This is a genomic window from Micromonospora sp. CV4 (assembly GCF_003667455.1).
Classification (GTDB): domain Bacteria; phylum Actinomycetota; class Actinomycetes; order Mycobacteriales; family Micromonosporaceae; genus Micromonospora.
The window spans coordinates 80,390-106,328 of the sequence record NZ_RCVI01000405.1 but is presented as its reverse complement, the minus strand read 5'-3'; the positions used below and the strand labels follow the sequence as shown (position 1 = coordinate 106,328).

Annotated in this window: 21 protein-coding genes, 5 tRNA genes and 2 pseudogenes; 12 read left to right on the top strand and 16 right to left on the bottom strand. The window is 73.3% G+C overall.

Features of this window, described 5'->3' with window-relative positions:
- Positions 1–49: 49 nt before the first annotated feature.
- The 3 genes from EAD98_RS28150 to EAD98_RS28140 are packed head-to-tail and all read right to left on the bottom strand — an operon-like array spanning position 50 to position 2,791.
- Positions 50–898 carry a polysaccharide deacetylase family protein gene (locus EAD98_RS28150; protein ID WP_121656977.1) on the bottom strand — a complete coding sequence of 283 codons (849 nt, stop codon included), beginning with the start codon at positions 896–898 and terminating at the stop codon, positions 50–52.
- Positions 899–922: 24 nt separating this feature from the next.
- Complete coding sequence (locus tag EAD98_RS28145) at positions 923–2,113, bottom strand: cytochrome P450 (protein ID WP_121656976.1); 1,191 nt, start codon at positions 2,111–2,113, stop codon at positions 923–925.
- A gap of 9 nt (positions 2,114–2,122) precedes the next feature.
- Positions 2,123–2,791 (bottom strand): methyltransferase, encoded by a 669-nt coding sequence (locus tag EAD98_RS28140; protein WP_121656975.1) that lies wholly within the window; start codon positions 2,789–2,791, stop codon positions 2,123–2,125.
- Between the two features lie 150 nt (positions 2,792–2,941).
- Between EAD98_RS28140 and EAD98_RS28135 the strand changes: the two genes are divergently transcribed.
- Positions 2,942–3,808, top strand: a complete 867-nt coding sequence (locus tag EAD98_RS28135; RefSeq protein ID WP_233584003.1) for a hypothetical protein — start codon at positions 2,942–2,944, stop codon at positions 3,806–3,808.
- Between the two features lie 143 nt (positions 3,809–3,951).
- Here EAD98_RS28135 and EAD98_RS28130 read toward each other — a convergent pair whose 3' ends face one another.
- The 3 genes from EAD98_RS28130 to EAD98_RS28120 all read right to left on the bottom strand — a co-directional run bounded on the left by EAD98_RS28130 (position 3,952) and on the right by EAD98_RS28120 (position 8,411).
- Positions 3,952–6,882, bottom strand: coding sequence for a M36 family metallopeptidase (locus EAD98_RS28130; protein ID WP_121656973.1), 2,931 nt, complete (start codon positions 6,880–6,882; stop codon positions 3,952–3,954).
- 256 nt (positions 6,883–7,138) lie between these two features.
- Positions 7,139–7,717, bottom strand: a complete 579-nt coding sequence (locus EAD98_RS28125) for a TIGR03086 family metal-binding protein (RefSeq protein WP_121656972.1) — start codon at positions 7,715–7,717, stop codon at positions 7,139–7,141.
- A gap of 91 nt (positions 7,718–7,808) precedes the next feature.
- A complete protein-coding gene (locus EAD98_RS28120) occupies positions 7,809–8,411 on the bottom strand; it encodes a TetR/AcrR family transcriptional regulator (protein WP_121656971.1) in 603 nt (200 codons plus the stop codon).
- A 457-nt stretch (positions 8,412–8,868) separates the two neighbouring features.
- On the opposite strand from EAD98_RS28120, the gene EAD98_RS28115 reads away from it, so the two are divergent.
- From EAD98_RS28115 to EAD98_RS28105, 3 genes are all read left to right on the top strand, one after another.
- Positions 8,869–8,941: transfer RNA gene (locus EAD98_RS28115), tRNA-Gly, on the top strand.
- A 34-nt stretch (positions 8,942–8,975) separates the two neighbouring features.
- Positions 8,976–9,046 (top strand) — tRNA-Cys (locus EAD98_RS28110).
- Positions 9,047–9,060: 14 nt separating this feature from the next.
- Positions 9,061–9,135 (top strand) — tRNA-Val (locus EAD98_RS28105).
- Positions 9,136–9,194: 59 nt separating this feature from the next.
- Here EAD98_RS28105 and EAD98_RS28100 read toward each other — a convergent pair.
- A complete protein-coding gene (locus EAD98_RS28100) occupies positions 9,195–9,722 on the bottom strand; it encodes a PadR family transcriptional regulator (protein WP_121656970.1) in 528 nt (175 codons plus the stop codon).
- Between the two features lie 63 nt (positions 9,723–9,785).
- Between EAD98_RS28100 and EAD98_RS28095 the strand changes: the two genes are divergently transcribed.
- Entirely contained in the window at positions 9,786–10,538 is a 753-nt protein-coding gene (locus tag EAD98_RS28095; protein ID WP_121656969.1) for an alpha/beta fold hydrolase, read from the top strand.
- Between the two features lie 25 nt (positions 10,539–10,563).
- Here the strand turns inward: EAD98_RS28095 and EAD98_RS28090 are convergent, their stop codons facing one another.
- Both EAD98_RS28090 and EAD98_RS28085 read right to left on the bottom strand, forming a co-directional pair.
- Positions 10,564–11,298 carry a GNAT family N-acetyltransferase gene (locus tag EAD98_RS28090; protein WP_121656968.1) on the bottom strand — a complete coding sequence of 245 codons (735 nt, stop codon included), beginning with the start codon at positions 11,296–11,298 and terminating at the stop codon, positions 10,564–10,566.
- A gap of 306 nt (positions 11,299–11,604) precedes the next feature.
- The gene (locus tag EAD98_RS28085) at positions 11,605–11,847 is read right to left on the bottom strand and encodes a DUF6458 family protein (RefSeq protein ID WP_121656967.1); all 243 of its coding nucleotides are present in this window, start codon (positions 11,845–11,847) and stop codon (positions 11,605–11,607) included.
- 147 nt (positions 11,848–11,994) lie between these two features.
- On the opposite strand from EAD98_RS28085, the gene EAD98_RS28080 reads away from it, so the two are divergent.
- Together EAD98_RS28080 and EAD98_RS28075 are read left to right on the top strand one after the other, a co-directional pair.
- Positions 11,995–12,067, top strand: a tRNA-Gly gene (locus EAD98_RS28080).
- A 47-nt stretch (positions 12,068–12,114) separates the two neighbouring features.
- Positions 12,115–12,189, top strand: a tRNA-Val gene (locus tag EAD98_RS28075).
- A gap of 127 nt (positions 12,190–12,316) precedes the next feature.
- On the opposite strand, the gene EAD98_RS28070 is transcribed toward EAD98_RS28075, so the two are convergent.
- Positions 12,317–14,680 carry an IPT/TIG domain-containing protein gene (locus EAD98_RS28070; RefSeq protein ID WP_147457511.1) on the bottom strand — a complete coding sequence of 788 codons (2,364 nt, stop codon included), beginning with the start codon at positions 14,678–14,680 and terminating at the stop codon, positions 12,317–12,319.
- A 237-nt stretch (positions 14,681–14,917) separates the two neighbouring features.
- Here EAD98_RS28070 and EAD98_RS28065 point away from each other — a divergent pair, with 237 nt between their 5' ends.
- On the top strand, positions 14,918–15,910 hold the full coding sequence (locus EAD98_RS28065; protein ID WP_121656965.1) for an NAD-dependent epimerase/dehydratase family protein: 993 nt from the start codon (positions 14,918–14,920) through the stop codon (positions 15,908–15,910).
- A gap of 18 nt (positions 15,911–15,928) precedes the next feature.
- On the opposite strand, the gene EAD98_RS28060 is transcribed toward EAD98_RS28065, so the two are convergent.
- Entirely contained in the window at positions 15,929–16,903 is a 975-nt protein-coding gene (locus tag EAD98_RS28060; protein WP_121656964.1) for a nitroreductase, read from the bottom strand.
- Between the two features lie 212 nt (positions 16,904–17,115).
- Between EAD98_RS28060 and EAD98_RS28055 the strand changes: the two genes are divergently transcribed.
- Complete coding sequence (locus EAD98_RS28055) at positions 17,116–17,754, top strand: response regulator transcription factor (RefSeq protein ID WP_121656963.1); 639 nt, start codon at positions 17,116–17,118, stop codon at positions 17,752–17,754.
- Between the two features lie 10 nt (positions 17,755–17,764).
- Here the strand turns inward: EAD98_RS28055 and EAD98_RS28050 are convergent, their stop codons facing one another.
- From EAD98_RS28050 to EAD98_RS28030, 5 genes are all read right to left on the bottom strand, one after another.
- The gene (locus EAD98_RS28050; protein ID WP_233584005.1) at positions 17,765–19,396 is read right to left on the bottom strand and encodes a GAF domain-containing sensor histidine kinase; all 1,632 of its coding nucleotides are present in this window, start codon (positions 19,394–19,396) and stop codon (positions 17,765–17,767) included.
- A 138-nt stretch (positions 19,397–19,534) separates the two neighbouring features.
- Positions 19,535–20,530: a nitroreductase gene (locus tag EAD98_RS28045; RefSeq protein ID WP_233584002.1), complete on the bottom strand. Its 996-nt coding sequence runs from the start codon at positions 20,528–20,530 to the stop codon at positions 19,535–19,537.
- A gap of 143 nt (positions 20,531–20,673) precedes the next feature.
- Positions 20,674–21,519 (bottom strand): universal stress protein, encoded by an 846-nt coding sequence (locus tag EAD98_RS28040; RefSeq protein ID WP_121656962.1) that lies wholly within the window; start codon positions 21,517–21,519, stop codon positions 20,674–20,676.
- 10 nt (positions 21,520–21,529) lie between these two features.
- Complete coding sequence (locus EAD98_RS28035) at positions 21,530–23,923, bottom strand: phosphoketolase (RefSeq protein WP_121656961.1); 2,394 nt, start codon at positions 23,921–23,923, stop codon at positions 21,530–21,532.
- A gap of 72 nt (positions 23,924–23,995) precedes the next feature.
- Positions 23,996–24,856, bottom strand: coding sequence for a universal stress protein (locus EAD98_RS28030; protein ID WP_121656960.1), 861 nt, complete (start codon positions 24,854–24,856; stop codon positions 23,996–23,998).
- A gap of 169 nt (positions 24,857–25,025) precedes the next feature.
- Here EAD98_RS28030 and EAD98_RS28025 point away from each other — a divergent pair, with 169 nt between their 5' ends.
- The 3 genes and pseudogenes from EAD98_RS28025 to EAD98_RS31715 all read left to right on the top strand — a co-directional run.
- Positions 25,026–25,262, top strand: a complete 237-nt coding sequence (locus tag EAD98_RS28025) for an HTH domain-containing protein (protein ID WP_121656959.1) — start codon at positions 25,026–25,028, stop codon at positions 25,260–25,262.
- A pseudogene (locus EAD98_RS31720) lies at positions 25,262–25,444 on the top strand (Clp protease N-terminal domain-containing protein); the annotation flags it as partial. The gene EAD98_RS28025 and the pseudogene EAD98_RS31720, both read left to right, overlap by 1 nt.
- A gap of 189 nt (positions 25,445–25,633) precedes the next feature.
- A pseudogene (locus EAD98_RS31715) lies at positions 25,634–25,813 on the top strand (Clp protease N-terminal domain-containing protein); the annotation flags it as partial.
- Positions 25,814–25,939 lie beyond the last annotated feature (126 nt).

Here is a 25,939-nt window from a genome sequence, read left to right as displayed (position 1 = left end):
CGAACGGCACCACCCGCCCCTGACTTTCGTCAGGTCGGCGGCGGCGCGGTCACTGGATGTAGTCGGTGAGGAGGGCCGGGGTGAGCCCTGCCCGGTGGATCGCCTTCAACGCCGCGAGCAGGTCGTCCATCAGTGCCGGCCGGAAGTGCATGAGCAGGACGTCGCCAGGACGCACCACCTTCTCGGGGGTCTGGTAACGAACCTTCCCCTCGTGGACCGTCTCGGTCCAGTGGAGGACCGCCTTCGCGCCGCAGTCGTGCGCGGCCTGCAACGTGGTGGAGTCATGTTCACCGAACGGTGGGCGGAACAGCGTCGGCCGCTTGCCGAACAGCGCCTCCAGCTTGTCCGCCGCACCGCAGATCTGCTGCTTCTGGTAGCCGTACGAGCGGCCGGCGAGTGAGGTGTGGTTGATGGTGTGGTTCTCGACGACCCCGCCCGCCACCTGGATCTGCCGGAAGTAGACGTCGTGCTCCTCGGCCGCCGGTGAGTTCAGGAACATCGTGACCGGGATGTGGGCCCGCCAGACGAACTCGGCCACCGCGGGCGGACGGGCCAGGCCACCGTCGTCGATGGTGATGAAGGCGACCTTCTGGTCGGTCGGCAGGCGGTGCCAGAACGCGGCCGCACCGGTCGCGGGCAACAGCACCGGTTGCGGTGGTGGCGCCCCGGGAAAGGTCGGCACCTGGGACACGTACCACTCCAAGCTCCCGGGCGCGGGCGTCGCCGTCGGGGACGGCGAGGCCGACGGTGTCGGGGGCGGGGTGGACGGGATCGGCTGGCCCGCGGCGATCTGCCGGGCGTGGGCCGTGTGGCCGGCGCTGACTGCGCAGGCACTCAGCGCCAGCAGGGCCAGAGTCGCGACGACGACACGGATCCGACGAGCAGGGGTGGCTGACACGCCCGGAAACTTACCGAGGTGATGTCAGGATCCGGTCAGGCGGTGTGCTCCCGGAGAGCGCTGGACGACGAAGGCGTCGGGCATCCGGAAGGTGAGGTTGTCCGGACACCACGGCGGGCGGACCACGGTCGCCCCGTCGAGCAGCGGCCCGGCCTCGGCCACCACCACGGCCGCCTCCATCCGGGCCAGCACGTCGCCGACGCAGCGGTGCGCGCCCGCCCCGAACGCCAGGTGCCGGCGCGATCCCCGCTGGCCCGGGCGGAACTCGTCCGGCGACTCGACGACCGCCGGGTCCCGGCCGGCGCGGGCCAGCCAGAGGACGAGGCTGGTGCCCGCCGCCACCTCGGTCCCGCCCAGCGTGCTGTCCGCCGCCGCCACCCGACGCCAGGTGACGATCGGTGGTTCCAGCCGCAGCCCCTCCTCGACCACGTCGGCCACCGCGACCTCGCCGGTGCGGAGCCCGGCCCGTACCGCGGGTTCACCGGCCAGCCGGTGCAGCAGCAGGGTGAGGAACTGCGAGGTCGTCTCCTGACCGGCGACGAGCAGGAAGAAGAGCGCGCCGACCACGACATCCGGTGCGTGCCCGGCCGCGCGAAGCTCGGCGGCCAACCCTCCGCCGGTGGCCGCGAAGTCGCGCAGCACACCGTGGAACCGGCCCACCTCGGCGGCGAGCGCCACCTGCCGGTCGGCGTCCAGCGGCGCCCAGAACAGCTCCAGCGCGGCCCGGGCGAATTTCTTGACCGCGTCGACCGGCGCGTCCGGCAGCTCGACCAGTCGGGCCAGCACCAGCAGCGGCAGATCGGCGGCGAGTTCCGCGTAGAGGTCGACCGGTGCGCCGGCGTCGAGCGTGGCGCTCAGCCGGGCCACCCGGTCCCGGACCAGCGCGGTGAGCCAGGGACGCTGGGCGGCGACCCGAGCCGGGTGCAGCGCGTCGGCCACGATCGACCGGATGGCCGGGTGGCTGGCGCCGGAGTTGTTGGCCAGGGTCGGCGGCAGCCGGAACCGGTGCCCGGCGAGCACCCGCAGCGCCGTCACCGGCATCGGGGTCACCGCGTCCAGCGCGTTGTCCGGCCGGTAGGTCACCGGGTCGGCGAGGACCTGGCGGACCAGCGCGTGGCGGGTGACCACCAGATGGCGTACGCCGACGTGGTCGGCCACCGTGGCCACGTCCGGCCAGGGTGCCCCGACCGGGGACACCCAGCTCCGGAACAGCACGTCGACACGCTAGCCGGCAGCTCCCGGCAGGCCGGCCCGCAACTGCCAGACGGTGGTGCGCTTCACCCGGACGCTCTCCAGGGCCTCCGGCACCGGCACGTCGTAGTGCGCCAGCTCGTCGAAGCGGTCCCGGGGCAGGAACGCCCGACCGGGGTCCCCGACGAGCACCAGGGCTCCGGCCCGGGCGGCGCGGAGCAGGAACCGCAGCATCCGGCGGGCCATCGCCTCGCTGTAGAAGGCGTCCCCGGCGAGCACCACCTCGGCGTCCCCGGCGTCGCCGTCGAGGATGTCGCCGAACTCGGCGTCGACGCGTACCCCGTTGGCCTCGGCGTTGAGCGCGACCGCCGCGACGGCCAGTTCGTCCACCTCGACGGCCCGCACGGACGCCGCGCCGGCGCGGGCGGCGGCGATGGCCACCAGCCCGGAGCCGGAGGCGAGGTCGAGCACCCGGCGGCCGGCGACCAGCTCCGGATGGTCGGTGACGTAGCGGGCGAGGGCCTGACCGCCGGCCCAGGCGAAGGCCCAGAACGGCGGCGGCCGGTCGCTGCTGAACTCGCCCTCGGTCAGCTCCCACAGCCCGATCGGCTCGTCCGCCTGGTGCAGCCGCACCTCCGGGACGAAGGCGACCGGGGTGAGCCGGGCGTGCAGCCGGACGAACGTGCTGGAGAGTTCGGACACCTGGAAATTGTCCCAGCGGCCCGGCGGCCGGCGTGTCGCGGGGGAGGAGTGACCGGTTCACCACCGTTGGTGAAAACCCGCCCCGCGCTTGCCGCCCGGTGCGAACACACCCGTCTGGTCGGGTCGAGGCCGCGCTCCTAGCGTTGCGGGGTGGGGACGACCGAACGGAGGACGGCGGTGGTGACGGTGTGGCGGTACGCGCTGAGGCTCGGGGTGGTGCTGGCCTGTCTGAGCGGCGTGGAGCTGGTGCTCGCCGCTCCGGCGCAGGCGGCGTTCACCACCGAGCTGAGTGGGCTGCCGGCCCGGTTCACCGCCGGCGACCAGGTGCGCACGGTCTCGGCGGTGGTCTCCCGGACGGACCGGCGCGGTGGATGCGTGAAGGTGCGCTGGTCGATGGTGCTCAGCGTGCAGGGCATCCGACTCGACCAGGTGAAGATGGACCGGGTGGAGGAGACCGGCGACTTCCCGCTGGAGATCCAGACCGACGGCGACGTGGCCCGGTTGACCGACCGGCAACTCGACCCCGGGACGCTCTGCCCGAACCGCACGGTCACCGCCCGCTACCGGTTGGCCTTCGCCGAGGACGCCACCGACGGACGGGTCACCCTCGCCGCGGAGGCGTACGACGCGAACCTGCGCCTGTTGGCCCGGCAGACGGCCACCCGCTCGGTGGTGGGAGCGGGCGGCACTCCGAGCGCGGCGGCGAAGCCGACCGTGACGCCGGCGGAGCCCAGCGACCCGGCGATCGCGGCGGACGAGGAGAGTGCGGAGCCGGTCGACGACCAACCGGTGGACGCCGCGCCACCGGCGCCCGGCCGCCCGTTGTCGCAGTCCGGCGGCTTCGGCGTGACGCAGGCGGCGTTCCTGCTCGGTGGGCTGTTGCTCTCGCTCGGGTTGGGGTTGCTGCTGCGGCTGCGCCATCTGACGCGGACCGCGACCATCGAGGCGGACGAGCCACCGGTGGACCGGCGTTGGGAGCGACCCCCGGCCGACCGTTGGCGGCCGGCTCGCCGCTGATCGGGTCGCCGCCCGGAAGCTGCCCGGCGTTGGCCGGAGGGCCCTGCCGGTGACGGGGTCGTGTTGATCGGGGGTGGTGTTGATCGGGGTGGTGTTGATCGGGGGCCGTCGGGGCCGGCGGAGGTCCGCCGGCCCCGACGGTGTCACTTCGAGAACGCCTGGAACTCGGCGATCCTGACCTGGTCCCGGGCCGGGCTGGCGGTCGCGCAGTCCGTCGTGGTGGCCGGGTCGTTGTCCTGCTCGCCGGCGTAGTGCGGGCCGCCGGTGCACTGGCTGGCCAGCACCTCCACCCGCAGGTGGGTGGCGAGCGTGGTGGGCACCGCGAACGTCCGGAGGTTGATGTCCCGGCTGTACGCCCGGTAGGCCCCACCGGGGAACGCGTCGCCCGCGCTGGTGTAGATCCGCTGCCAGCGCGCCGGATCCGCGCAGTCGGTGGTCTTCGCGTTGCAGGCGGACACCGCGAACGAACGCAGCGCGCTGAGCGCGTTCTGACTGCCGGTGTCGGCGTCCCCGGCGATCGCCGGGCGCAGCATCGCGCTGACGTTCACCCGCTTGACCACCTGCGGGGCGTCCCCGGCGAGCGCCACGGTGAGCTGCCGGCCGGCCACCCCGTCCAGCGAGGCCCAGTTCGTCGCCTCGGTGTCGTCGGCGACCCGGTCCAGGTTGACCCCGTCGCCGCTGATCGTGGCGCCGGACGCCGTAGACGCGAGGTTGCGGCTCATCCGCAGGTCCACGTACCCCTCGTGACCGGCCTTCGCGACCACGCTGAGCCGCTGGTGCCCGAAGCCGGGCGCCACGGCGAGCAGGTCGTAGGTGCCGGCCACCATCTCCAGGGTGTCCGGCAGCGGCGTCGCCGGGTCGGTGTCCGCCACCGGCACCGCGCGTGCCTCGTACTGCCCGACGTACACGCGGATCGGCGCCTCGGCGCTGTCTCCGCGCGGCCGCAGGGTGAGCGTCGCGTTGCCGCCGCTCGGCGAGGCGAAGCTCGGCGTGGGGTCGGTGTCGGCGGCGCCGTTGGTGACGGCGTCGCGGCCCATCCCGGAGCGGGCGAACTCGGCCCAGATCAGGTCCTGGTTGGCGCCGCCGAAGCGGAGCAGGTCGGCGGTGAGCATGTTGTCCCGCATGTCGAGCATGCTGACCTGGCTGGCCGCCTGGAGCAGGAACGAGTCGAAGACCAGCTGGGACCAGCGCCGGTTGCCGGGGCACTTGTCGGCGGCGACCTTGCCCTGCGCGCAGTCCAGCTGCCGCTGGGGGGTGCCGAGGCCGTACCGCTTCACGAGCGCCGACCGGACCCGGAAGTTGGTGGCGCCCCAGATCTCCCCGTCGGCGTGCACGGCCGGACCGGCGGTGTTGTAGCCGATGTCGGAGTAGTTGAGCGGGCTGCGGCTGAGGTCGTAGTTGCGGATGCCGCTGACCAGGTTGCCGGTGACGTACCCGCCGGTGATGAAGGGCGTCTCACCGGGCGCGCGGAATCCGTTCTGGAAGAGGTACTCGGCGGCGAGCAGGTCGCCCCACGACTCACCCATCGACCCGCCCTGGTGGCCGCCGATCCCGCTGTCCGGGCCGGCGATCATCCGGTTGGTGATCGCGTGGGTGTACTCGTGACCGATCACCGTCATGTCGTAGTCGCCGTCCACGCACGGCGGGTACGGCCCGCCGGCCTGCGGCTGCCACAGGTACATGTTGGTGGTCGGCGGGAGCCCGTCGCGCGGGGTGCCCTGGTTGGCGTTGTTCCGGTTGCCGGTCAGCGCGCCCTGCTGAGCGCGGCCCTGCTCGGCGTCACCGCCCAGGCCGGACGGGGTGAGGTTGACCGCCTGGAGGTTCCACGCCGACTCGGTGAAGCCCAACTGGTACGACCAGTCGTGCATCCGGTTGTGCATGGCGAAGAGGTTGGCGATCGACGCGTCCGCGTCGTTGCGCTGGGCGGAGGTGAACACCTCCGGGTTGCACTTCGCCTGGTGCCACTGGTCGGTGAACGGGTACTCGTAACGGCGGTCCGCGCTGGGGGTGGCCGGAACGATCGGGGTGCCGGCACCCCAGGAGAGCACCGTGTTGGCCGAGTTGCCGCGCGAGGTGAAGGTGGGCGTGCCGGTGGCCGCGTCGACATCCCACGGCTGGCCGGTGGCGGGGTCGCGGTAGGCGGCCTGGCAGCCTGGCGCCGGGTCGCCGCACCACCGCACCCGCGGGTCCTGCCCGGGGCCGAGGTCACGCGGCGGGGTGGCCGGGAAGACCGCCCAGCTCGGGTTGTCGGAGTCGAAGTCCACCAGGTCCTCGCGGACCAGCACCTGCCCGGTGATCCCGTCCACGTAGGTGGTGAACGCGGTGGGTTGGTCGGTGTTCGCGCCGATCAGGGTCACCTCGTACGCCGCCCGGGGCCCGTCCAGCGGGGTGGGGACGGCCACCGGACGCACGGTGTGGCTGGCCACCGCGCTCGCGTCCAGCTTGGCGTCGGCGAGCGCGGCGGCGTACGCCTGCTCGGCGGTGCGGGTGGCCGGCGCGGGTGCGCCGGTGGTGCGGGCCAGCGAGGAGCTGACCGAGAGCACCGTGCCGCCGGTGACCGCGACGGTGACCAGGCCGTCCGGCCCGGCCGGCAGGTCGCCGAAGCGTTGCCGCAAGGTGACCACGGCTCCGCTGCCGATCGGTCGGACGAGCACCCGCTCCAGGTCGGCCGCCGCGGCGGTGTCCATTCCGAACAGGTCCCGGTTGGCGGCCAGGTAGGCGCGGGCGGTGGCCTCCGGTTCGGTGGGCAGCCCGGTGGCGAGCGGGGCGCGGCCCGGGCCGAGGGCCTGCGGGGTGCCGAGTCGGTTCCATCGCACGTCGGGGTCGCTGGCGCGGGCGAGCCCGCGTTGGCGGGCGTCCGGTGCCGCCGTACCCCGGCGGTTGTCGACGTCGGCGGGCTGGTGCCCTTCGGCGAACGGCCCGGACCGGTGCTCGGCCGACGGCGCGCCGCCGGCGGGGGCCGCGGTGCTCGCGCCGGTGGGAAGCAGCGCGGCGACCGTCACCGTCGACGCCAGGACGGCGATGAGCCGGCGTCGACGCCGACTCATCGGGGGTGACCACTCCGGTTGTGGCACGGGACCTCCTCGTGGGAGCGGATGGCCGGCGGCCGCCGGCCGACGCTGCGCGGTAACGCATGCGCATCTGTGGATATCAGCCGGTCGGGATGGCGGCAAGGTCCAGGCACGGCGACGCGCCGATGGATCGAGATAATTCGACTTTACAGAGCGCGCAGCGTTGTAAATGAGCGTGCCGCCGGCCGCGCTCGACAGAGGGCCGTGAGCCCCGAGTGCTGGCCCTGGCTGGTTGCGCCGCGGTGCCGACGCCGCCCGCTCAGTCGCCCGGCGCCCAGTCGGGGTCACGGCCGAAGGCGGCGAGGAGACGGTCCTGCTCGTCGTCGCCGGGCGGCCGCACCGCGGCCCGGACGAGGTCGTTGCGTCGGTAGTCGTCGACCCGGCCGGCGAACCACCGGGCGCACACCTGCACCACGTCCGGGTCCAGGCGCGGCTCGGCCCCGATCGCCACCGCCACGTCCCAACCGTGCACCAGGTGTTCCGCGAGGAGTTGCTGGAGGTACTCGTCGGCCGGGGTGTCGCCGGCGGACAGGTGCACGGTGCGGTCGCGCGCGCCGGGATGGGTGGCGGCGATCTCGGCCTGCGCGGCCGCCTCCCGCGCCATCGTGGCCGGGTCGGCACCGAGTTGGTCGCCGTCGAACCGCTCGCCCACCTCGTCGATGGTCCGGCCGGCGAGCAGCGGCACGCTCCACCGGTCCTCGCCGACCACGTGGTTGACCAGCGCGCGGACATCCCAGTCCGGACAGGGTGTCGGGTCGGACCACTGGCCGGGCCCGACCTGGTCCACCCGGTCGACGAACTCGGCCAGGCTCCGGCGGTACGCCTCCAGCAGATCCATGCTGCCGATTGTTCCGGGCGGCGTGGTGGGCCGAGCCGTTTTGCCCGCCCCGGCAGGGTGATCCGCCCGCCGGTGGGTGGCCTCCAACGGATCAGTCCAGGTCGGTCGGGTCAAGGCCGAGCTCCCGGGCGGTGACCAGGCGGACCCACTCGCCAAACTGCCGGCGGGAGATCACCCGGTCGTGCACCGCGAGCTGCACGGCCAGGCCGTCCATCACCGCGCTGATCCGCCAGGCGGCCCCGTCCGGGTCGGCGCACTGGAAGGTGCCGTCGGCGACACCGGTGGAGATCACCGCGGCCAGGTCCTGCCGCCAGCGCAGGTCGAGCCGGCGGGAGACCTTCTCCAGCTCGGGGGTGCGCAGCGACTCCGACCAGCCGTCGATCCACATGGACCAGGAGGTGGCCCGCCCGGCCGGGGTGTAGAGCTTGAGGATCCGGCGGAGCTTGGTCAGCGGCGGGGCCGAGGACCGGGTCACCGCGTCCAGTCGGGCCAGATCCTGTTCGACCGCGTACGCGAACGCCTGCGCGAGCAACCGTTCCTTGGTGGCGAAGTGGTAGAAAACCAGGGCCTGACTGACCCCGGCGGCCTGCGCCACGTCCGCCGTCCGGGTGTTGGCCAGACCGCGCTCAACGATCACGTCACAGGCGGTGCGCAGCAGGGCATCCAGGCGGATCTCGGCCGCACGTCTCGTCACGACCGTTACCGTAGCCCATCCGACCGAACACGAACAGTTACCGCCACTGTCCGATCCGCGATGCGACAGTCGGAAGCCGGACACTTCCAGACGGTGCCTTCCGTCGTTCTTCTGGAGGTGTTCGTCGAGGTCCGCTGGCACCGGCCGGCGGGCCCGGAAGCTCGTCGACCGCAGCCCAGGCCGCCACGGACGACCACCGCCCGATGGCCCGGGGCAGTGACGGCCAGTGAGGTCCAGGTCAGCCCCCTAGGAAGCTGGCCGGGCGTGACCGACTCGACGTCGGCGATGTCCCGGTGTACCCGGCGGCAGCGGCCCCGACATCGGGGGCCCGGAGTCGATCACCGCGAACCGGTGCCGGCGCGGTGTGGAAGGACGCGCCGACGCCCACCCCGAGTTGGCAGTCGTTCACCGGCTCGGCTAAAGTTCTCATCCGTCACCCGGGAACAGCCGGGGGCGTGCGGACGTAGCGCAGCTGGTAGCGCATCACCTTGCCAAGGTGAGGGTCGCGGGTTCGAATCCCGTCGTCCGCTCGGAGCTGCCGCCACGTACGACGGGGGCAACCTCGGTGGGGTGGCCGAGAGGCGAGGCAACGGCCTGCAAAGCCGTGTACGCGGGTTCAAATCCCGTCCCCACCTCAGCAACAAGGCACGGGCGATTGGCGCAGTGGGAGCGCGCTTCCTTGACACGGAAGAGGTCACTGGTTCAAACCCAGTATCGCCCACCAGCAGGAAACGGCTCGCTACCGGAATCCGGTAACGAGCTTTTCCGTATCTGCTCGCCACCTCACCGCGGAAGCGACGTCAGCAGCTCCCGCAGCCACGCGATCTCGGTGCGGCTGGTGGCGGTGGCGATGCGGAACAGCCCCCGGCGGAAGGGGTCGTCGGGGAAGTCGTCGGCGCGCAGCGGTCGGTCGCCGTCCCAGAAGAAGCTCGCCGGCTGGGTGAGGAAATCGAGCCGCCGCTGGAGCACGGCGGCCTGGCCGGCCGGGTCGTCCAGGTGGCGCAGGAAGGCCAGCAGCGTGAACCACCGGTTCTCGTCGGTGATGAACAGGTCGTCGGGGGTACGGAGCTGGCGCATCAGCTCCGTCTGACCGGCGGGGCTGAGGGTGAGCACGTGCCGTGGCGCCGCCACCTGGCCGGCCTGCACCTCGCGACGCAGCAGGCCCGCACGTTCCATGCGTTTGATCGTCGGGTACAGCGTCCCGTCCGCGATCGGCCGGACGTGGCCGGTGAGCGCGGCCACGCGCCGGCGCAGCTCGTACCCGTGCAGCGGGGCGTCGGCAAGGAAGCCCAGTATCGCGAACTCCAACACCGTGTTAGCTTACCTCCACAACGGTATACCTCGGGTTCGAGGTATTGCTCAAGGAGGTACGTGATGCGCGGCGCCCAGGTGCGGCCGGACGGCACGACGATTCGCTGGGTGGAGCTGCCCGGCGCCGAACCCAGCCGGGTCTACCTGCACGGGCTCGGCGCCTCCTCGCCGGTCTACTTCGCGGCGGTGGCGACCAACCCCACGCTCGCCGGACGGCGCACGCTGATGATGGATCTGCTCGGGCACGGCATCAGCGACCGGCCGGCCGATGCCTCCTACACGCTGGAGGAGCACGCCGACCTGCTCGCCACAGCGCTGACCGCGGCCGGGGTCAGCGGCGCGGAGGTGATCGCGCACAGCATGGGCGGCGCCGTGGCCATCGTCCTGGCCGCCCGCCACCCGCGCCTGGTCTCGGCACTGGTTCTCGTCGGCGCGACCCTCGACCCGCAGCCTCCGGGCGTCGGCATCCGTGCCCGCTACACCGAGGAGCAGTTCCTGCACGGCGACGGACGATCCGAGACGCTCGACCGTGTCGGGCCGGCCTGGGCGGCGACGATGCGGCTCACCGGTGCGGAGGCCCTCTACCGCACCGCGGCGCACCTCGGCCGCGGCACCACACCCACCATGCGGGACCTGCTGCTCGACCTGCCGGTGCCGCGCACCTACCTCCACCCCGCCGACAGCGAGCCGAAGGGCGCGCGCGCCCTCACCGACGCCGGCGTGCGGGTGGTCGCCGTGCCGGACGCCGGCCACAACATCATGCTGGACAATCCGGATGGCTTCGTGGCGGCCACCGCGGCGGCGTTGCGGGCGTAGGCCGCGCGGCCGATCCTGGCTCGGTTCAGAAGGTCAGCAGCCGGAACGTGCCCACGGTGCGGAAACCGAGGCGGCCGTAGACCGGCTCGGCGATGGGGGTCGAGGTGAGTGCCGCCGTGCGGACGCCCCGCTCGCCGGCCAGGTCGAGCGCGGCCCTGGTCAGCGCCGCGCCGATGCCCCGCCGCCGCTGCTCGGGCTGGGTGCCGACGAAGTACAGGGTGAGCAGCCCGTGGCTGAGCCAGGCCACGGCCGTCCCGACGATCCTGCCGTCGTCGAGGTGACCGGCCAGCCTGATCACCGTGCCGTCGCCGGTGAACGCCTTCTCCCGCTCGATCGCCGTCGCCACGCCGTCCGACGGGATTCCGGAGACCCGGGCGTAGGCGGAGACGAACGCGTCCAGGTCGGTGGTCTCGCGGATGTGCAGGCCGGCCGGGATCGGCACGTCGGCCGCCGCACCGAGCGCCACGGTCATGATCGGCATGCGGGCGACCTCGACGGCGCCGAGGGACGCCAGGGCGTCGGCCGTACCGGCGTCGCTGTCCGGGCCGACCCACCAGATGCGAGGTACGCCGTCGAGGCGGTGCCGGGCCTCGGCGAGCGCGTCCTGCGGCGTGCGCCCGGCCACGCGCAGCACGCCGTTGAGGGGTGCGTGCGGCACGTCGCTGCGATAGGTCGGCAGGTCGGGGCCTCCGGCTGCGCCGATGTTCCAACCGAGCAGGTACGCGCGGTGCGCGGCCAGCACCGTGTCGAGGGCCTCCATGTGCGGATCTTAACGCGGGGGGTCGCAACGCGCTCACCAGCGACAACGCCCGTACGGCGGTGATCCGTGCGCGGTCCGGCGCCGTCCCTACCGGACGCTCGGCCGGCCTACCCGGTCGCCGAGAGCAGCGCCTCCGCGAGGTCGGTGCGGGTGCTGAGCAGCGCCCGGCCGCGCGCGAGGGTCGCGCCGCGCGGGAAGGCGGCGCCTGCGGCGACGGGCCGGGTCACGGGTACGACGGGCCGGCCGCCTCGATCGAGGCGGCCGGCCCGGCACCGCGTGATGTGCCGGCGACGGCCGGTGGTCGTGTCACAGCGGCGGGGCGATGTCCCGCCGCTCCTCGACCCGGCGGTACTCCACCGGCTGCTCGTTGGTGGTGACCACCTCGCGGCGGCGGCCCCAGATCAGCGTGGTCATGATCAGGCCGAGCACACCGGCCGCCATCAGGATCCAGCCGACCACGTCGAGGTTGATGCCGCCGACGCTCGCGTCCAGGGCGAAGGTGAGGATCGCGCCGAGCGCGATCAGGAAGATGCTGGTGCCGATACCCACGACAGCCTCCTTAGGGGGATGTGGTGCGCTGTCGAGCCCTTCAGTACCCCGGCGCCGACCAGCGCAACCGCCACCGCCCAGGGTGGCGCTTCGAGCGATCTTGCGGTCGGGTAGAGTTCACTCGTCGCCGGCGCACACCGGGGACGTGCGGACGTAGCGCAGCTGGTAGCGCATCACCTTGCCAAGGTGAGGGTCGCGGGTTCGAATCCCGTCGTCCGCTCGCGATCCGCCCCACGGGGCCTGACCGCCGGTTCGGGTGGTCACCACGGGCGATTGGCGCAGTGGGAGCGCGCTTCCTTGACACGGAAGAGGTCACTGGTTCAAACCCAGTATCGCCCACCAACGAAGACGGCTCGTTACCGGAACACCGGTAACGAGCCGTTCCGCGCTGTCGACTCGTGGCGTCGACGTCAGTGACCGTCCCGTCCGGCCAGTGCCCCGTGGGGCCCCGACCGGACGGGTGCGGTCGTCACTTCAACGCGCTGTTGTGCTTGCGGCGACGGCTGAACAGCACCAGGAACGCGCCGAGGACTGTCAGCATCGCGCCGAAGGTGAGCGGTGTGCCCAGGGAGTCACCTGTCACGGGCAGGATCTGCCCGACGTAGCGGAACGTCAGCCCGTTCGACACCCCGCCCGCGGTTGTCACCGTGACGGTGGTGTCGCCGGCACGGCAGGCTGGCGTGCGGAAGCTCAACGAGCGTCCGTCGGCGGCCACCGTCACCTCATTCGCCGGTATGGTCCGTCCGCAGATGCTGACCGTGGTCTGGCCGGGGACGAACCCTGAGCCGCCGACGGTCACGGTGGTGCCGCCGGCCGTGGGCCCCTGGCCCGGGCTGAGGGTGTCGAGGGCCGGTGGGACGGCTTCATAGGTGAAGGTGGGTGCGGTGATCTCGCCGGCGGGGAAGACGAGTTCGACGGTGGCGGGGCCGGCGGTGTTGGGTGGGGTCACGACGGTGATGGTGGTGCCGGCCGGGTTGACGGTGAAGTTCGTGCCGGGTACGCCGTCGAAGGTGACCTGGGTGGCGCCGGTGAAGCCGGTGCCGGTGATGGTCACTGTGGTGCCGCCGGAGGTTGGTCCGGTGGTGGGTGTGAGGTTGGTGATGACCGCGTCGCTGCCGTCGGCGAGGTAGGTGTACGCCAGCGGCGCTGCCGTGCCGCCGGGAGTCGTGACGGCGACGGAGGCGGGTCCGACTGCTCCGGGCGGGGTCACGGCGGTCAGCGAGGTGCCGTTCGGGGCCACGACCACGTTGGTGGCCGGTGCTCCGTCGAAGGTGACTGTCGTGCCGCCGGGTACGAAGCCGCTGCCGGTGATCGTCACCGTCTGCCCACCCGACTGCGGACCCTCATCCGGCGTGATGGTCGCCGACGATGGCGGGGCGGCCTGATAGGTGAAGGCGTCGGGTGCGGTGGCGTTGGCGCCCGGAATGAGGACGGTCACGTCGACGGTGCCGGGCGCGCCCGGTGGTGTGACGACGGTGAGTGAGGTGCCGCTGGGGTCGACCACCACGTTGGTGCCGGGGGTGTCACCGAAGTTGACGCCGGTGGCGGCGCCGAGGCCGGTGCCGGTGATGGTGACGGTGGTGCCACCCGTGGTCGGGCCTTCATCCGGTACGACCGAGGTGATGGTCGGTGCGATGTAGGTGAAGGTGGGTGCGGTGACGTCGCCGGCGGGGAAGACGAGTTCGACGGTGGCGGGGCCGGCGGTGTTGGGTGGGGTCACGACGGTGATGGTGGTGCCGGCCGGGTTGACGGTGAAGTTCGTGCCGGGTACGCCGTCGAAGGTGACCTGGGTGGCGCCGGTGAAGCCGGTGCCGGTGATGGTCACTGTGGTGCCGCCGGAGGTTGGTCCGGTGGTGGGTGTGAGGTTGGTGATGACCGCGTCGCTGCCGTCGGCGAGGTAGGTGTACGCCAGCGGCGCTGCCGTACCGCCGGGAGTCGTCACGGCGACGGAGGCGGGTCCGACTGCTCCGGGCGGGGTCACGGCGGTCAGCGAGGTGCCGTTCGGGGCCACGACCACGTTGGTGGCCGGTGCTCCGTCGAAGGTGACTGTCGTGCCACCGGGTACGAAGCCGCTGCCGGTGATCGTCACCGTCTGCCCACCCGACTGCGGACCCTCATCCGGCACGATCGTCGCCGCCGTCGGCGGGGCGGGAATGGACGGGCGCTCGCAGGTGGCCTCGGCGACGATCACGGTCCCGACCGGAATGGTCACCGGCTCTCCGAGGATCGTGCCGGACAGGGTGAGGGTGGCACGCACGGCGGCCGCCGTGGCACCCAGTGCGGTGGTGACCTCGGTACGGGTCAACGAGGCGTTGAGGGTGGCGCCGGCCAGGCCCGCCACCGTCACGGCCGCGCTCGCGTTTACGGCGGGGCCGTTGGCCACCAGGGTGACCGCGGAGCCGAACAGTTCCAGATCGACCAGCGTCGTGTCGGCGGTCTGCGGGCCGACGAGAGGGCACGACACGCTCGCCGACGCCTCGGCGGCGTCCAACACGTCGACACCGAGGACATCGAGGCTGAGGCCGTTCACCCGCGACAGCGCGGACGACACGCCCGGCGCCCGGGTGGCCGTGACCTCCGCGACGGTGCCGCTCGCGCTGACCCCCACCGCGCCCGGCACCGAGATCGCCAGCAGAGTCGAGGTGTCGGTGCCACCGCCCGCCGGCGCGGTCGCCGTGCCGATGACGGCTCCCGCGCTGATCACCGCCACGTCCAGGACCTCGGCGGACAGGTCGACGACGACGCCTCTGGCGTTGGCGCTGCCCGGCTGCGCCTGCGCTGGCGCAGCGAGGCCCACGCTGGCCATCGCACCGAGCAATGTCGCCGTCGACACCGCCCCGAATCTCTGTAGGACAGAACGCACCGCTTCCCCCGTTCGTTGGAGTTGACCGGGCCCAGCCGGTGTGAGGCTGCCCGTCACCGACTGAACGACGACAAACGCACAGAGTTACGGCACGGCTACACTGCGTGTCTGCCCTGGATCGGCGAGGCGGCCGGTTCTGCTGAGGGGAGATCCGCTGCCGGTGAACACGGGTGCCGCCCGTCGCCACCACCCGGCAGGGTGGACCGCATGAGACTGCTGGTGCTGGGTGGGACGGGTTTCGTGGGCGGGGCGACGGTCGCCGAAGCGGTCCGCCGGGGCTGGTCGGTGACGGTGTTCAACCGGGGGCTGCACGGGTCGACGCCGTCTGGCGTACACCGGTTGCGGGGTGACCGGACCGCGCCGGACGGCCTGGCGGCGCTGGCGGGCGGTGCGTGGGACCTGGTGGTCGACACCTGGGACAGCGCCCCACGGGCGGTGCGGGACGCGGCCCGCGCGCTGGTCGGGACCGTCCCGCACTACGCCTACATCTCCAGCGGGTCGGTCTACGCCCCGCCGGTGCCGGCGCACGTCGGCGAGGAGGCGACCACTGTGGATGCGACCGCCGACGCCGTCGACGGGGACTACGCGCAGTGCAAGGCCGGTGGGGAGTTGGCCGCGACGGAGGTCTACGGCGAGCGGGCGCTGCTGGTGCGCGCCGGGCTGATCCTCGGGCCGGGGGAGGACATCGGCCGGCTGCCCTGGTGGTTGCAGCGGGTGGCCCGGGGCGGTGACGTGCTCGCGCCCGGCCCGGTGGACCTCCCCCTGCAGTACATCGACGTGCGCGACCTGGTCGGGTGGACGCTGGACCGGGCCGCCGAAGGGATCGGCGGTGCGTTCAACGTGACCAGCCGACCGGGGCACGCCACGATGGGTGAGCTGCTGGACTCGGTCCTCGCGGTGACCGGCTCCGGCGCCACGCTGCGCTGGACGGAGCCGGAGCGGATCCTGGACGCCGGCGTCGTGCCCTGGAACGACCTGCCGATCTGGATTCCGCCGCGGCACGAGTTCCGCTGGTTGCAGGAGCGGGGCGTGCAGAAGGCGTACGCGGCGGGGCTGAACTGCCGCCCGGTGACCGAGACCGTCGCCGACACGTGGCGCTGGCTGGGCGCGGTAGGGTCCGTGCCGCCCCGCGCCGGCAAGCAGCGCCGGGTGACGGTGGGGCTGGACCCGGCGCGGGAGGTCGCGCTCCTCACCGCGTGAACGGGCGGTGGCGCCGGCTCAGGCCGGCACCACCGGCAGGTCCAGCACCTCGCCGACGCTGCGGCGCGGGGTCGGTCGGCCGGGCTGGCCGTACCCGATCCGCAGCACCATCTGCGGCATGCCGAACCGGCCGAGTGACAGCCGGAGCTGCTCGCGCGCGGTGGGCACCTCGATCGGCTGGGAGAGCATCGACACGCTGAGCCCCGCGTCGGTGGCGGTGAGCAGCACCCGTTGCAGGGCCTGCCCGGCCACCACCTGGTCCACGGCGGTGTTGCCCAGTGAGCCGAGCACCCCGACCAGTGGCTCCGGCTCGAAGTCGCGCCCCGGGGCCCGGTCGCGTCCGCCGAAGCCGCGTGCCGGCAGCACGTCCTGCGGCTGGCTCTGCGGGCCGCCGGCCGAGGCCGGCACGCCGTCCGGCGCGGGCTCCTGCCGGAGCCACCGCTCGCGTTCCGACCGGTAGGCGGGGTCGCGCTCCAGCACGCGGTGCGCGCTGCGGGCGATCTCGCCGAACGCGGAGACCGCGCTCACCCCGATCAGCAGCTCCAGCCAGCACTGCTCTGCGCGGGCCGCCTCGCCGAGCCGCCACCGTGCGTCGGCCGGCACCGGGTTCGGCCAGAACGGCATCCGGTTGCTGAACCGGCGGGGAATGGCGGCGTACAGGCTCTGCTCGTCGGGTGTGGGCCGGCGCGGAACGTCCGGGACCAGGCGGGCCAACAGGTCCGGCTCGCCCGGGTCGGGGCGCAGCCGCACCCGGGCCGGGATGCCGGCAACGGCCAACGCGATGCGCAGGTTGAACAGCGCCGCGCCGCAGGCGAGGCGGACACCCCACCCGCTCGGGTCGGTCGCCGGAAGCCGCCGGGCCGGGTCGGCCAGCACCTCGATCCCGCCATCGCGCAGCCGCAACCGCCACGGCTGGGTGTTGTGCATCGACGGTGCCCGGACCGCGGCGACGGCGGCGGCCCGCAGGTGCTCCGCGGTGTAGCTGATGTCCATGGCGGTTGCTCCTTTCCGGTGGGCTGCCGCCGGTGCGGCAGTCGACGCACCCCTACCGTCCGTCCGCCGGGTGCGCTCCGGGCAGGGCCGGACGTCCCGGTCCGTCGGGACCGACCCCCCCTGCCGGCTCCAGCCCGGACTCGGGCGCCGGACCGTCCCGGTCGGGACCTTCGGCCCGTGCGCCCGACACGGGGCCCGGGTAGAAACGAGGAATGATCCGGGTGTTTCTCCTCGACGACCATGAGGTCGTCCGCCGTGGCCTGGCCGACCTGTTGCAGAGCAGCGGCGACATCGAGGTGGTCGGCGAATCCGGCTCGGCGCCGGAGGCGGCCCGCCGTATCCCGGCGTTGCGGCCTGACGTGGCGATCCTCGACGCGCGGCTGCCCGACGGCAACGGCATCGACGTGTGCCGGGACGTACGCGCCGTCGACTCGTCCATCAAGGGCCTGATCCTCACCTCGTACGAGGACGACGAGGCGCTGTTCGCGGCGATCATGGCGGGTGCGGCCGGGTACGTGCTCAAGCAGATCCGCGGCACCGACCTGGTCGACGCGGTGCGCCGGGTGGCGGCCGGGCAGTCGCTGCTCGACCCGGCGATCACGACCCGGGTGCTGGAGCGCATCCGCAACGGCGTCGAGCAGCCGCGCGAGCTGAGGTCGCTCACCGAGCAGGAGCGGCGGATCCTGGAGTACGTGGCGGAGGGGCTGACCAACCGGGAGATCGCCGCAAGGATGTTCCTGGCCGAGAAGACGGTGAAGAACTACGTCTCCAGTGTGCTGGCCAAGCTCGGCCTGGAGCGCCGCACCCAGGCCGCCGTCCTGGCCACCCGACTGCTCGGTAAGACCCCCTGACCCAGCCCGGTCAGTCGCGCAGCGGCACGGACCAGCTCACCTCGGTGCCGTGCGGCTCGACCGGGCGGATCGTGAAGGTGCCACCGTGCCGTTCGGCGCGTTCGCGCAGGTTGACCAGGCCACCGCGGGCGGCGGCCGGGTCGCAGCCCACCCCGTCGTCGGTGACCGTGACGGTGACGTGGCCGGCGTCGACGCGTACGCCGACGGTGACCTGGGTGGCCCGCGCGTGGCGGACCGCGTTGGACAGCCCCTCGCGCAGCACGGCGGTGAGGTCCGGGCGGACCGCGTCCGGGACGGCGCTGTCCACCGGCCCGGCCAGCTCCAGGTGGGGTTTGTGGCCCAGCGACTCGGCGGCCACCTCGATCGCCTCACGGATCTCGGTACGCAGAGCCGCGGTCATCGGCGTACGCAGCTCGAAGATGGTCCGGCGGATGTCCCGGATGGTCGCGTCCAGATCGTCGACGGCGGCGTTGATCCGCTTGGCCACCTCCGGGCGGGTCATCATCGGCGCGGCGCTCTGCAGTTGCAGGCCGGTGGCGAAGAGCCGCTGGATCACCACGTCGTGCAGGTCGCGGGCGATCCGCTCGCGGTCCTCCAGGACCACCAGCAGCTCCCGTTCCTCCTGGCCGCGGGCCCGTTCCATGGCCAGCGCGGCCTGCCCGGCGAAGCTGCCCAGCAGGGCGACGTCGTCCTCGCTGGCGCCGCCACCGCGTTCGGGCCGGTGTGCCACCACGAGGACGCCGTGCAGGGTCTCGGCGGTGGCCAGCGGCGAGATCACCGCCGGCCCGGTGTGCAGCAGCGCCGGCCAGGGGGCGGCGTGCGCGAGGTTGTCCACCTGGTCGTGCCGGCCCTCGGCGACCGCCGCCCCGAAGCTGGTGTCGGCGGCCGGCAGGACCGTGCCGACCAGCGCCCTGGTCTGCTCGTCGGCGCCGTCGACCACCTCGACGGTGAACTGCTCGCTCTCGGTGTCGTAGAGCAGGACCAGCGCCATCTCGGCTTCGGCGACCTCCCGGGCGCGGCGGGCGACCAGCGCCAGCGCGTCGGTGCGGCGGACCTCGCCGAGCAGCACCGTGGTGATCTCGGCGGTCGCCGCCAGCCACCGTTCCCGCCGGTGCGCCAGGGCGTACAGGCGGGCGTTCTCGATGGCCACGCCGGCCGCGGCGGCGAGCGCGACCACGATCTCCTCATCGTCCTCGGTGAACTGCGCGCCGCCCTGCTTCTCGGCGAGGTAGAGGTTGCCGAAGACCTGCTCCCGGATGCGCACCGGCACGCCCAGGAAGCTGTGCATCGGCGGGTGGTTGGCCGGGAAGCCGTAGGAGCGGGGGTGCTGGGTGATGTCCGGCATCCGCAGCGGCCGGGGGTCGTCGATGAGCAGGCCCAGCACGCCCCGCCCGTGTGGCAGGTCGCCGATCTGCGCGTGCTGCTCGGGGGTGATGCCGTGCACGATGAAGTCGTACAGCAGCCGGTCCGGGCCGACCACGCCGAGCGCCCCGTACCGGGCGCCGACCAGCTCGCAGGCCGCCTGCACGATGCGTTGCAGAGTGGTGCGCAGGTCCAGGTTGGTGCCGATGCCGACCACCGCGTCGAGCAGGGCACGCAGTCGCTCCCGGCTGGTGACCACCTCGCCGACCCGGTCCAGCATTTCCTGGAGCAGCTCGTCGAGGTGGACCCGGGACAGCGGGCTCAGCCCGAGCGACGGGGTCGTCGACGCCTCCTTGCGGGGCTGCGGGGTGCTGGTCACGGCGCGATGGTATCGCCGGTGACCATGGTGCCGAACCGGTCAGCCCCGCTCGCCACGGACCGCGGAGGTGTCGACCACCTGCTCGGTGGTCAGCCGCGGGGTGTGTGGCGGGCCCGCGTGCGCCGGGTCCGCGATGCCCAACCGCAGCACGAGGTACGGGAAGCCGATCCCGGCGAGCAGCTGACGCAGGGTCTGCCGGGTGCCCGGCACCTCCACCACCGCGCTGAGCGGCACCACCGACACGCCGAGCCGCGTGGCGGTCAACCAGCCGGCGGAGAGCGCCTCCCCGGCGCGCAGCCAGCTGTCCCGCTCGTCCTCGTCGCCGTGCAGCATCGCGTACACCGCCATGCGGTCGTGGCCCGGACCCACCGGCAGGCTGCCGGGACGGCCGAAGTCACGGCCCGGCACGGTCGTCTGCGGAGGCTGCGCGGGCAGCACCTCCGGCGGCAGCCCGGTGCCGGTGCCGGCCCGGCTGGTCCAGTACGCCAGCTCGGCGCGCAGCGCCGGATCCTCGGCCTCCACCGTATCGGCGTGCGCGGCCGTGGCGGCGACCTCCAGCACCTGGTCGCGGTCGAGGATCTGCAGCCGGCAGCCCTCCGCGGTGACCGCTCGGGTGATCTCCCCGATCGCGGCGGTGGGCACCGGTTCGTCGCTCACCGGCCGCCGGTCGGTGTGCCGGACCCGCATGCACTGCACCATCCGCATGGCGTCCGCGTCCGCCGCGGTCCGGCTCAGGTCGGTAAGCCGGGCCAGCAGCTCACTGTCGCCCGGGTCCGGCAGCCGCTCCACCACGGCGCGCCACCCCTCGGCCGCCAGCGCGAGCCGGGCGTGGTGCAGGGCGATGCCGCAGCTCATCGCGAGCAGTCGGCCCTCGGGGTCGGTGGCGGCGAGCTGCCGGTCGGCGACCGAGCGCAGCTCCAGCGCGTCGGGCAGCACCCGCCAGTGCCACGGCTGAGTGTTGTGCACCGAGGGGGCGTGGCCGGCGGTGGCGGCGGCCTCCGCCAGCGCGGTGGTCAGCTGGCTTTCCTGACTCATGGTCACGACCTTTCCGTCTCTGCCGGTCCGGTGCCGTGTCCGTCGGCGCTCGGCCCTGGCTTGCCGCTCCATCCTGCGGCATCCGGCGGCGGTGCGCAGGGGCCGAAGGTCCCGGCCAGGTCGGGTCGTCACGCCCCCGAGAGTCAGCGCTCCCGGACCACCGCGACCGGGCAGTGGGCGTGCTGAATCAGCTGCTGGCTCACCGAGCCGAGCAGCGTTCCGGCCAGCCCGCCCCGGCCCCGACTGCCGACCACCACCAGCCGCGCGTCGCGGCTCGCCTCGATCAGCATGGCCGCCGGGCTGCCCGGAACCAGGTCGACGGTGATGCTCAGCTCCGCGTACGTCCGCCGCCAGGGTTCCAGCGCCTGCTCCACCGCCTCCCGCTCGTCGGGCACCCCGGCCGCCCCGCCGGGACCGGGGGTCCAGGCGTGCAGGACCCGCAGCGGCACCTGCCGCTGCGCCGCCCGTTCGGCGGCGAAGCCGAGCGCCACCAGCGACGGTTCCGAGCCGTCCACGCCGACCGCCACCGGACCGGCCGGCCCGCTGACGGCCCCGTCCCGGACCACCACGACCGGGCAGTGCGCGTGCGCCGTGACCGCCACCGCCGTCGACCCGGCGAGCAGCCCGCCGAACCCGCCGTGGCCGCGGCTGCCGAGCACCAGCAGGCCGGCCTCGGCCGAGCGTTCCTGCAACACCAGGGCGGGCGGGCCGTCGTACACCTCGCCGGTGACGGTGAGCCCGGGATGCGCGGTGGCGGCGTCCGCCGCGGCCTTGCGGACCAGCTCCTCGACCTGCCGCCGTGCGGTGTCGTCCGGCCAGACGCCGGGCGCGACGCCCGGACCGACCCAGCCGGCCACGGTCAGCCATTCGAAGACGTACGCCAGTCGCACCGGCTGGCCGCTGTGCTCGGCCTCGTCCAGCGCCCAGTCCAGAGCCACCGACGCGTCGGTGGAGCCGTCGTAGCCGATCAGGATCTCCGCGTCCCGCACGTCGTCCTCCTCAGCGGTTGGTCGGGTCGGTTTCGCGGACCCAGCGCCACTCCGCGACCTGGGGGTCGTCCTCGCCGTACCGGCGGGTGTAGTCGCGCGCCGACTGCCGGGCGTCGACCATCCGCTGGCGCAGGTGCGCGGCGCGGGAGCCCAGCCCGGGCACCCGGTCGATGACGTCGATGACCAGGTGGAAGCGGTCCAGGTCGTTGAGCATCACCATGTCGAACGGGGTGGTGGTGGTGCCCTCCTCCTTGTAGCCGCGTACGTGCAGGTTGCCGTGGTTGGTACGGCGGTAGGTGAGCCGGTGGATCAGCCACGGATAGCCGTGGTACGCGAAGATGATCTGGCGGTCCTCGGTGAAGATGGTGTCGAACTCGGTGTCGGTCAGACCGTGCGGATGCTCGGTGTCCGGTTGCAGCCGCATCAGGTCCACCACGTTGACGAGTCGCACCTTGAGCTCCGGGAGGTGCTGGCGCAGCAGTTCGGCGGCGGCCAGGGCCTCCAGGGTGGGCACGTCCCCGCAGCAGGCGAGCACGACGTCCGGCTCGGTGCCGCCGTCGTTGCTGGCCCACTCCCAGATGCCCAGGCCACGCCGGGTGTGCTGGATCGCCTCGGTCATCGTCAGCCAGTTCGGCGCCGGCTGTTTGCCGGCCACCACGACGTTGATGTAGTGCCGGCTGCGCAGGCAGTGGTCCATCGTGGCGAGCAGGGTGTTGGCGTCCGGCGGCAGGTAGACCCGGACCACCTCGGCCTTCTTGTTGACCACGTGGTCGATGAAGCCCGGGTCCTGGTGCGAGAAGCCGTTGTGGTCCTGCCGCCAGACGTGGCTGGACAGCAGATAGTTCAGCGAGGCGAGCGGCTGCCGCCACGGGATGCCCCGGGTCACCTTCAGCCACTTGGCGTGCTGGTTGAGCATCGAGTCGACGATGTGGATGAACGCCTCGTAGCTGGTGAACACGCCGTGCCGGCCGGTCAGCAGGTAGCCCTCCAGCCAGCCCTGGCACAGGTGCTCGGAGAGCACCTCCATCACCCGGCCGTCGGGGGAGAGGTGGTCGTCGCCCGGCACCGTGCCCGCCACCCAGGCCCGGTCGGTCACCTCGAAGGCGGCGTCCAGCCGGTTGGAGGCGACCTCGTCCGGGCCGAACAGCCGGAACGTCTGCGGGTTGGCGGCGATGACGTCCCGGATCCACGGGCCGAGCACCCCGGTCGCGCCGGCCATCGGCTCGCCCGGGTGGGGGACCTCCACGCCGTAGTCGCGGAAGTCGGGCAGGCTCAGGTCGCGGAGCACCACGCCGCCGTTGGTGACCGGGTTCGCGCTCATCCGCCGGTCGCCCCGCGGCGGCAGTGTCCGCAGCTCGTCCACCGGCGCGCCGGTCGCGTCGAACAGCTCCTCCGGCCGGTAGCTGCGCAGCCAGTGCTCCAGCTCGGCCAGGTGCGCGGGATCGTCGCGTACCAGGGACAGCGGCACCTGGTGTGCGCGGTAGGTGCCCTCCACCTGCTTGCCGTCGACGTCGCGGGGGCCGGTCCAGCCCTTCGGCGTCCGCAGGACGATCATCGGCCAGCGGGGACGCTCGACGACGCCGCCGGAGCGGGCCCTGCGCTGGATCGCGGCGATCTCGTCCAGCGACCGGTCCAGCGTGGCGGCGAGGGTGCGGTGCACCTGGGCCGGGTCGTCACCGGCCACCACGTACGGCTCGTAGCCGGAGCCGCGCAGAAGGCCGAGCAGGTCCGCCTCGGGGATCCGGGCCAGTACGGTCGGGTTGGCGATCTTGTAGCCGTTGAGGTGCAGGATGGGCAGCACCGCGCCGTCGCGGGCCGGGTTGAGAAAGACGTTGGACAGCCAGCTGCCGGCCAGCGGTCCGGTCTCCGCCTCCCCGTCGCCGATCACGCAGGCCACCAGCAGGTCCGGGTGGTCGAAGGCGGCGCCGTAGGCGTGGCTCAGCGCGTACCCCAGCTCGCCGCCCTCGTGGATCGAACCCGGCACCTCCGCCGCCACGTGGCTGGGGATGCCGCCGGGGAAGGAGAACTGGCGGAACAGCCGGGCCATCCCGGCCTCGTCGCGCGACACGTCGTGGTAGCGCTCCGACCAGGTGCCCTCCAGCCAGGTGTTGGCCACGATCGCCGGGCCGCCGTGCCCGGGGCCGGTGATGAGCATGGCGTTCAGGTCACGCGTCACGATCACCCGGTTGAGGTGGGCGTAGATCAGGTTGAGCCCGGGGCTGGTGCCCCAGTGGCCGAGCAGCCGCGGCTTGATGTCGTCGCGGGTCAGCGGCTCGCGCAGCAGGGGATTGTCGAGCAGGTAGATCTGCCCGACGGTGAGGTAGTTGGCGGCGCGCCAGTAGGCGTGCAGCCGGCGCAGCTCGTCGTCGGTGATCGACCGGTTCGGATCGAGTGCGGTGTCCATGATGCTGAGCCTCTCGCAGATCGGGGAGTGGGGCAGCCGACGTCCAGCCTCGCCGTCGCCTGCGCCCCGAGGTCAGGGCCGTTGGTCCCGGTTCGGGCGGGCGTCGGGCCCGGTGAGCGGGGCCTCGGCCAGCCCGCGGACGACGATCACGGGGGCCGGGGAGTGGTAGAGCATGGACTGGGCGACCGCGCCCAGCATCCCGCGGCCCGGTTCGTCGCCCCGTGCGGCGACGAGCGCGACCTGCGTCGAGCGGGACACGTCGACCAGCACCTGGCCGGGGTCGCCACGGATGACGCGGCACTCGACCGGCACCTCCGTCCGACGGGCGGAGAACCGGGTCACGACCTCGGTCAGCTGGTCGGTCACGGTGCCGGTGTCCTCGTCGGGCTCCACCACCCGCAGCGCGAGCAGCCGCGTGCAGCGCCGTGCCGCGCACTCGAAGGCCCACTCCAGGGCGAGGGTCGAGCTGGGCGATCCGTCCACCCCGACCAGCACCGGGCCCTGCGGCGGCGGCTGCTGGCGCACCACCAGCAGCGGGCAGCCGGCCCGCGCGGCCAGCTGCACGGCGGACGTGTCGGACGGGATGCACTTGCCGCTGCCGGCCATCCCGCTGTCGCCGACCGCGAGCAGGAAGGCCGTCTCCGATCGACGGATCAGGATGGGCAACATCCCGCCCTCGACGATCTCGCCACGGACGGTCAGCTCCGGCTCGATCCCGTGGGCCAGTTGGGCGCCCCGCGTCATCAGCTCCTCGGCGCGGTCCCGGGGCGCGGCGACGGTGTCGGCGTCGAAGGCCGCGTGCCAGTCGAACGTGTGCAGCAGGTGCAGCTGCCGGCCGTGCGCGGCGGCCTCCTGCGCGGCCTGGTGAACGACCGGGAGGTCGTGGTCCGAGCCGAGGCCGACCAGCACCGCTGCATCGGCGGATGCGGCCATCCGACATCACCTCCCGGGCGTCGCGCCCGGGCACGACCACGCTGTCCCTGACCGAGGGTAGTCGGACGGTAGCGGCGGCGGGCCGGATCGGGCCGCGCCGCCGGCCATGGTGGTGGCAGCTCGTCAACCGGGGTTGACACGAGTGGCGCTGTCAACGTATGTTGACGACATGAGTCAGGCGACGGAACTCGCGGCGGCAGCCGGCAGCACCGACCCCCGGGTCGGGCTGCGCGCCGTCCGCGCGCTGAGCCGGCTGCTCGAGCGGCTCGAGGTGGTCCAGGTGGACAACGCCCGTCGACAGGGCTGGTCCTGGCAGGAGATCGCCGACGCGCTCGAGGTCAGCCGGCAGGCGGTCCACAAGAAGCACGCCGGGCGGCCGGCGGTCAATCAATCCTGGGAGGCGTGATGTTCGAACGGTTCACCGACCGGGCGCGCGACGTCGTGCGGCGGGCGCTGGAGGAGGCACGGGTCGAGGGGCAGCGCCCGGTCGGCACCGAGCACCTGCTGCTCGCCCTGACGGCCGATGAGGCGGGTCTGGCCAGCCGGGTGCTGGCCGACGCCGGCGTACGCGCCGACGACCTGCGCGAACGGATCCGCCGACACACCGCCACCGGCGGCGCCGGTCTCGGCGACGCGGACGCCGCGGCGCTGCGGGAGATCGGCATCGACCTGGCCGCGATCGTGGCCCGCATCGAACAGTCCTTCGGCCCGGACGCCCTGCGCGAGGCCGTGCCGGCGCCGCGTCGTCGCTGGGGCCGCCGGCGGTTCCTGGGCGGGCCCTTCTCGCCCCGCTCGAAGAAGGCCCTGGAGTTGTCACTGCGCGAGGCCGTGCGGCTGCGTCACCACCACATCGGCACCGAACACATCCTGCTCGGGGTGCTCCGCGAGGGGCAGGGGCTGGGCGCGCTGGTGCTCACCGAGGCCGGGGCCGACCTCGACGACCTGCGCCGACGGGTGGAGAGCGCGCTGCGGGCCACAGCCTGACAGCGGCGGGCGGAACGGCGGCGGGCGCGTTGAAACCTGTCTGTGGCACTTCCGACGCCGGCCGCTCGCGGGCTCGCTGAAGCCGCCCCGGTGCTGCAC

What these genes read in the sequence shown, in the direction of transcription:
- EAD98_RS28045 (WP_233584002.1), bottom strand. Translation starts at nt 20,530, where the DNA reads ATGAGTCAGGAAAGCCAGCTGACCACCGCGCTGGCGGAGGCCGCCGCC.
- EAD98_RS28065 (WP_121656965.1), top strand. Translation starts at nt 14,918, where the DNA reads ATGAGACTGCTGGTGCTGGGTGGGACGGGTTTCGTGGGCGGGGCGACG.
- EAD98_RS28095 (WP_121656969.1), top strand. Translation starts at nt 9,786, where the DNA reads ATGCGCGGCGCCCAGGTGCGGCCGGACGGCACGACGATTCGCTGGGTG.
- EAD98_RS28090 (WP_121656968.1), bottom strand. Translation starts at nt 11,298, where the DNA reads ATGGAGGCCCTCGACACGGTGCTGGCCGCGCACCGCGCGTACCTGCTC.
- EAD98_RS28035 (WP_121656961.1), bottom strand. Translation starts at nt 23,923, where the DNA reads ATGGACACCGCACTCGATCCGAACCGGTCGATCACCGACGACGAGCTG.
- EAD98_RS28025 (WP_121656959.1), top strand. Translation starts at nt 25,026, where the DNA reads ATGAGTCAGGCGACGGAACTCGCGGCGGCAGCCGGCAGCACCGACCCC.
- EAD98_RS28055 (WP_121656963.1), top strand. Translation starts at nt 17,116, where the DNA reads ATGATCCGGGTGTTTCTCCTCGACGACCATGAGGTCGTCCGCCGTGGC.
- EAD98_RS28060 (WP_121656964.1), bottom strand. Translation starts at nt 16,903, where the DNA reads ATGGACATCAGCTACACCGCGGAGCACCTGCGGGCCGCCGCCGTCGCC.
- EAD98_RS28030 (WP_121656960.1), bottom strand. Translation starts at nt 24,856, where the DNA reads ATGGCCGCATCCGCCGATGCAGCGGTGCTGGTCGGCCTCGGCTCGGAC.
- EAD98_RS28125 (WP_121656972.1), bottom strand. Translation starts at nt 7,717, where the DNA reads ATGGATCTGCTGGAGGCGTACCGCCGGAGCCTGGCCGAGTTCGTCGAC.
- EAD98_RS28050 (WP_233584005.1), bottom strand. Translation starts at nt 19,396, where the DNA reads ATGCTGGACCGGGTCGGCGAGGTGGTCACCAGCCGGGAGCGACTGCGT.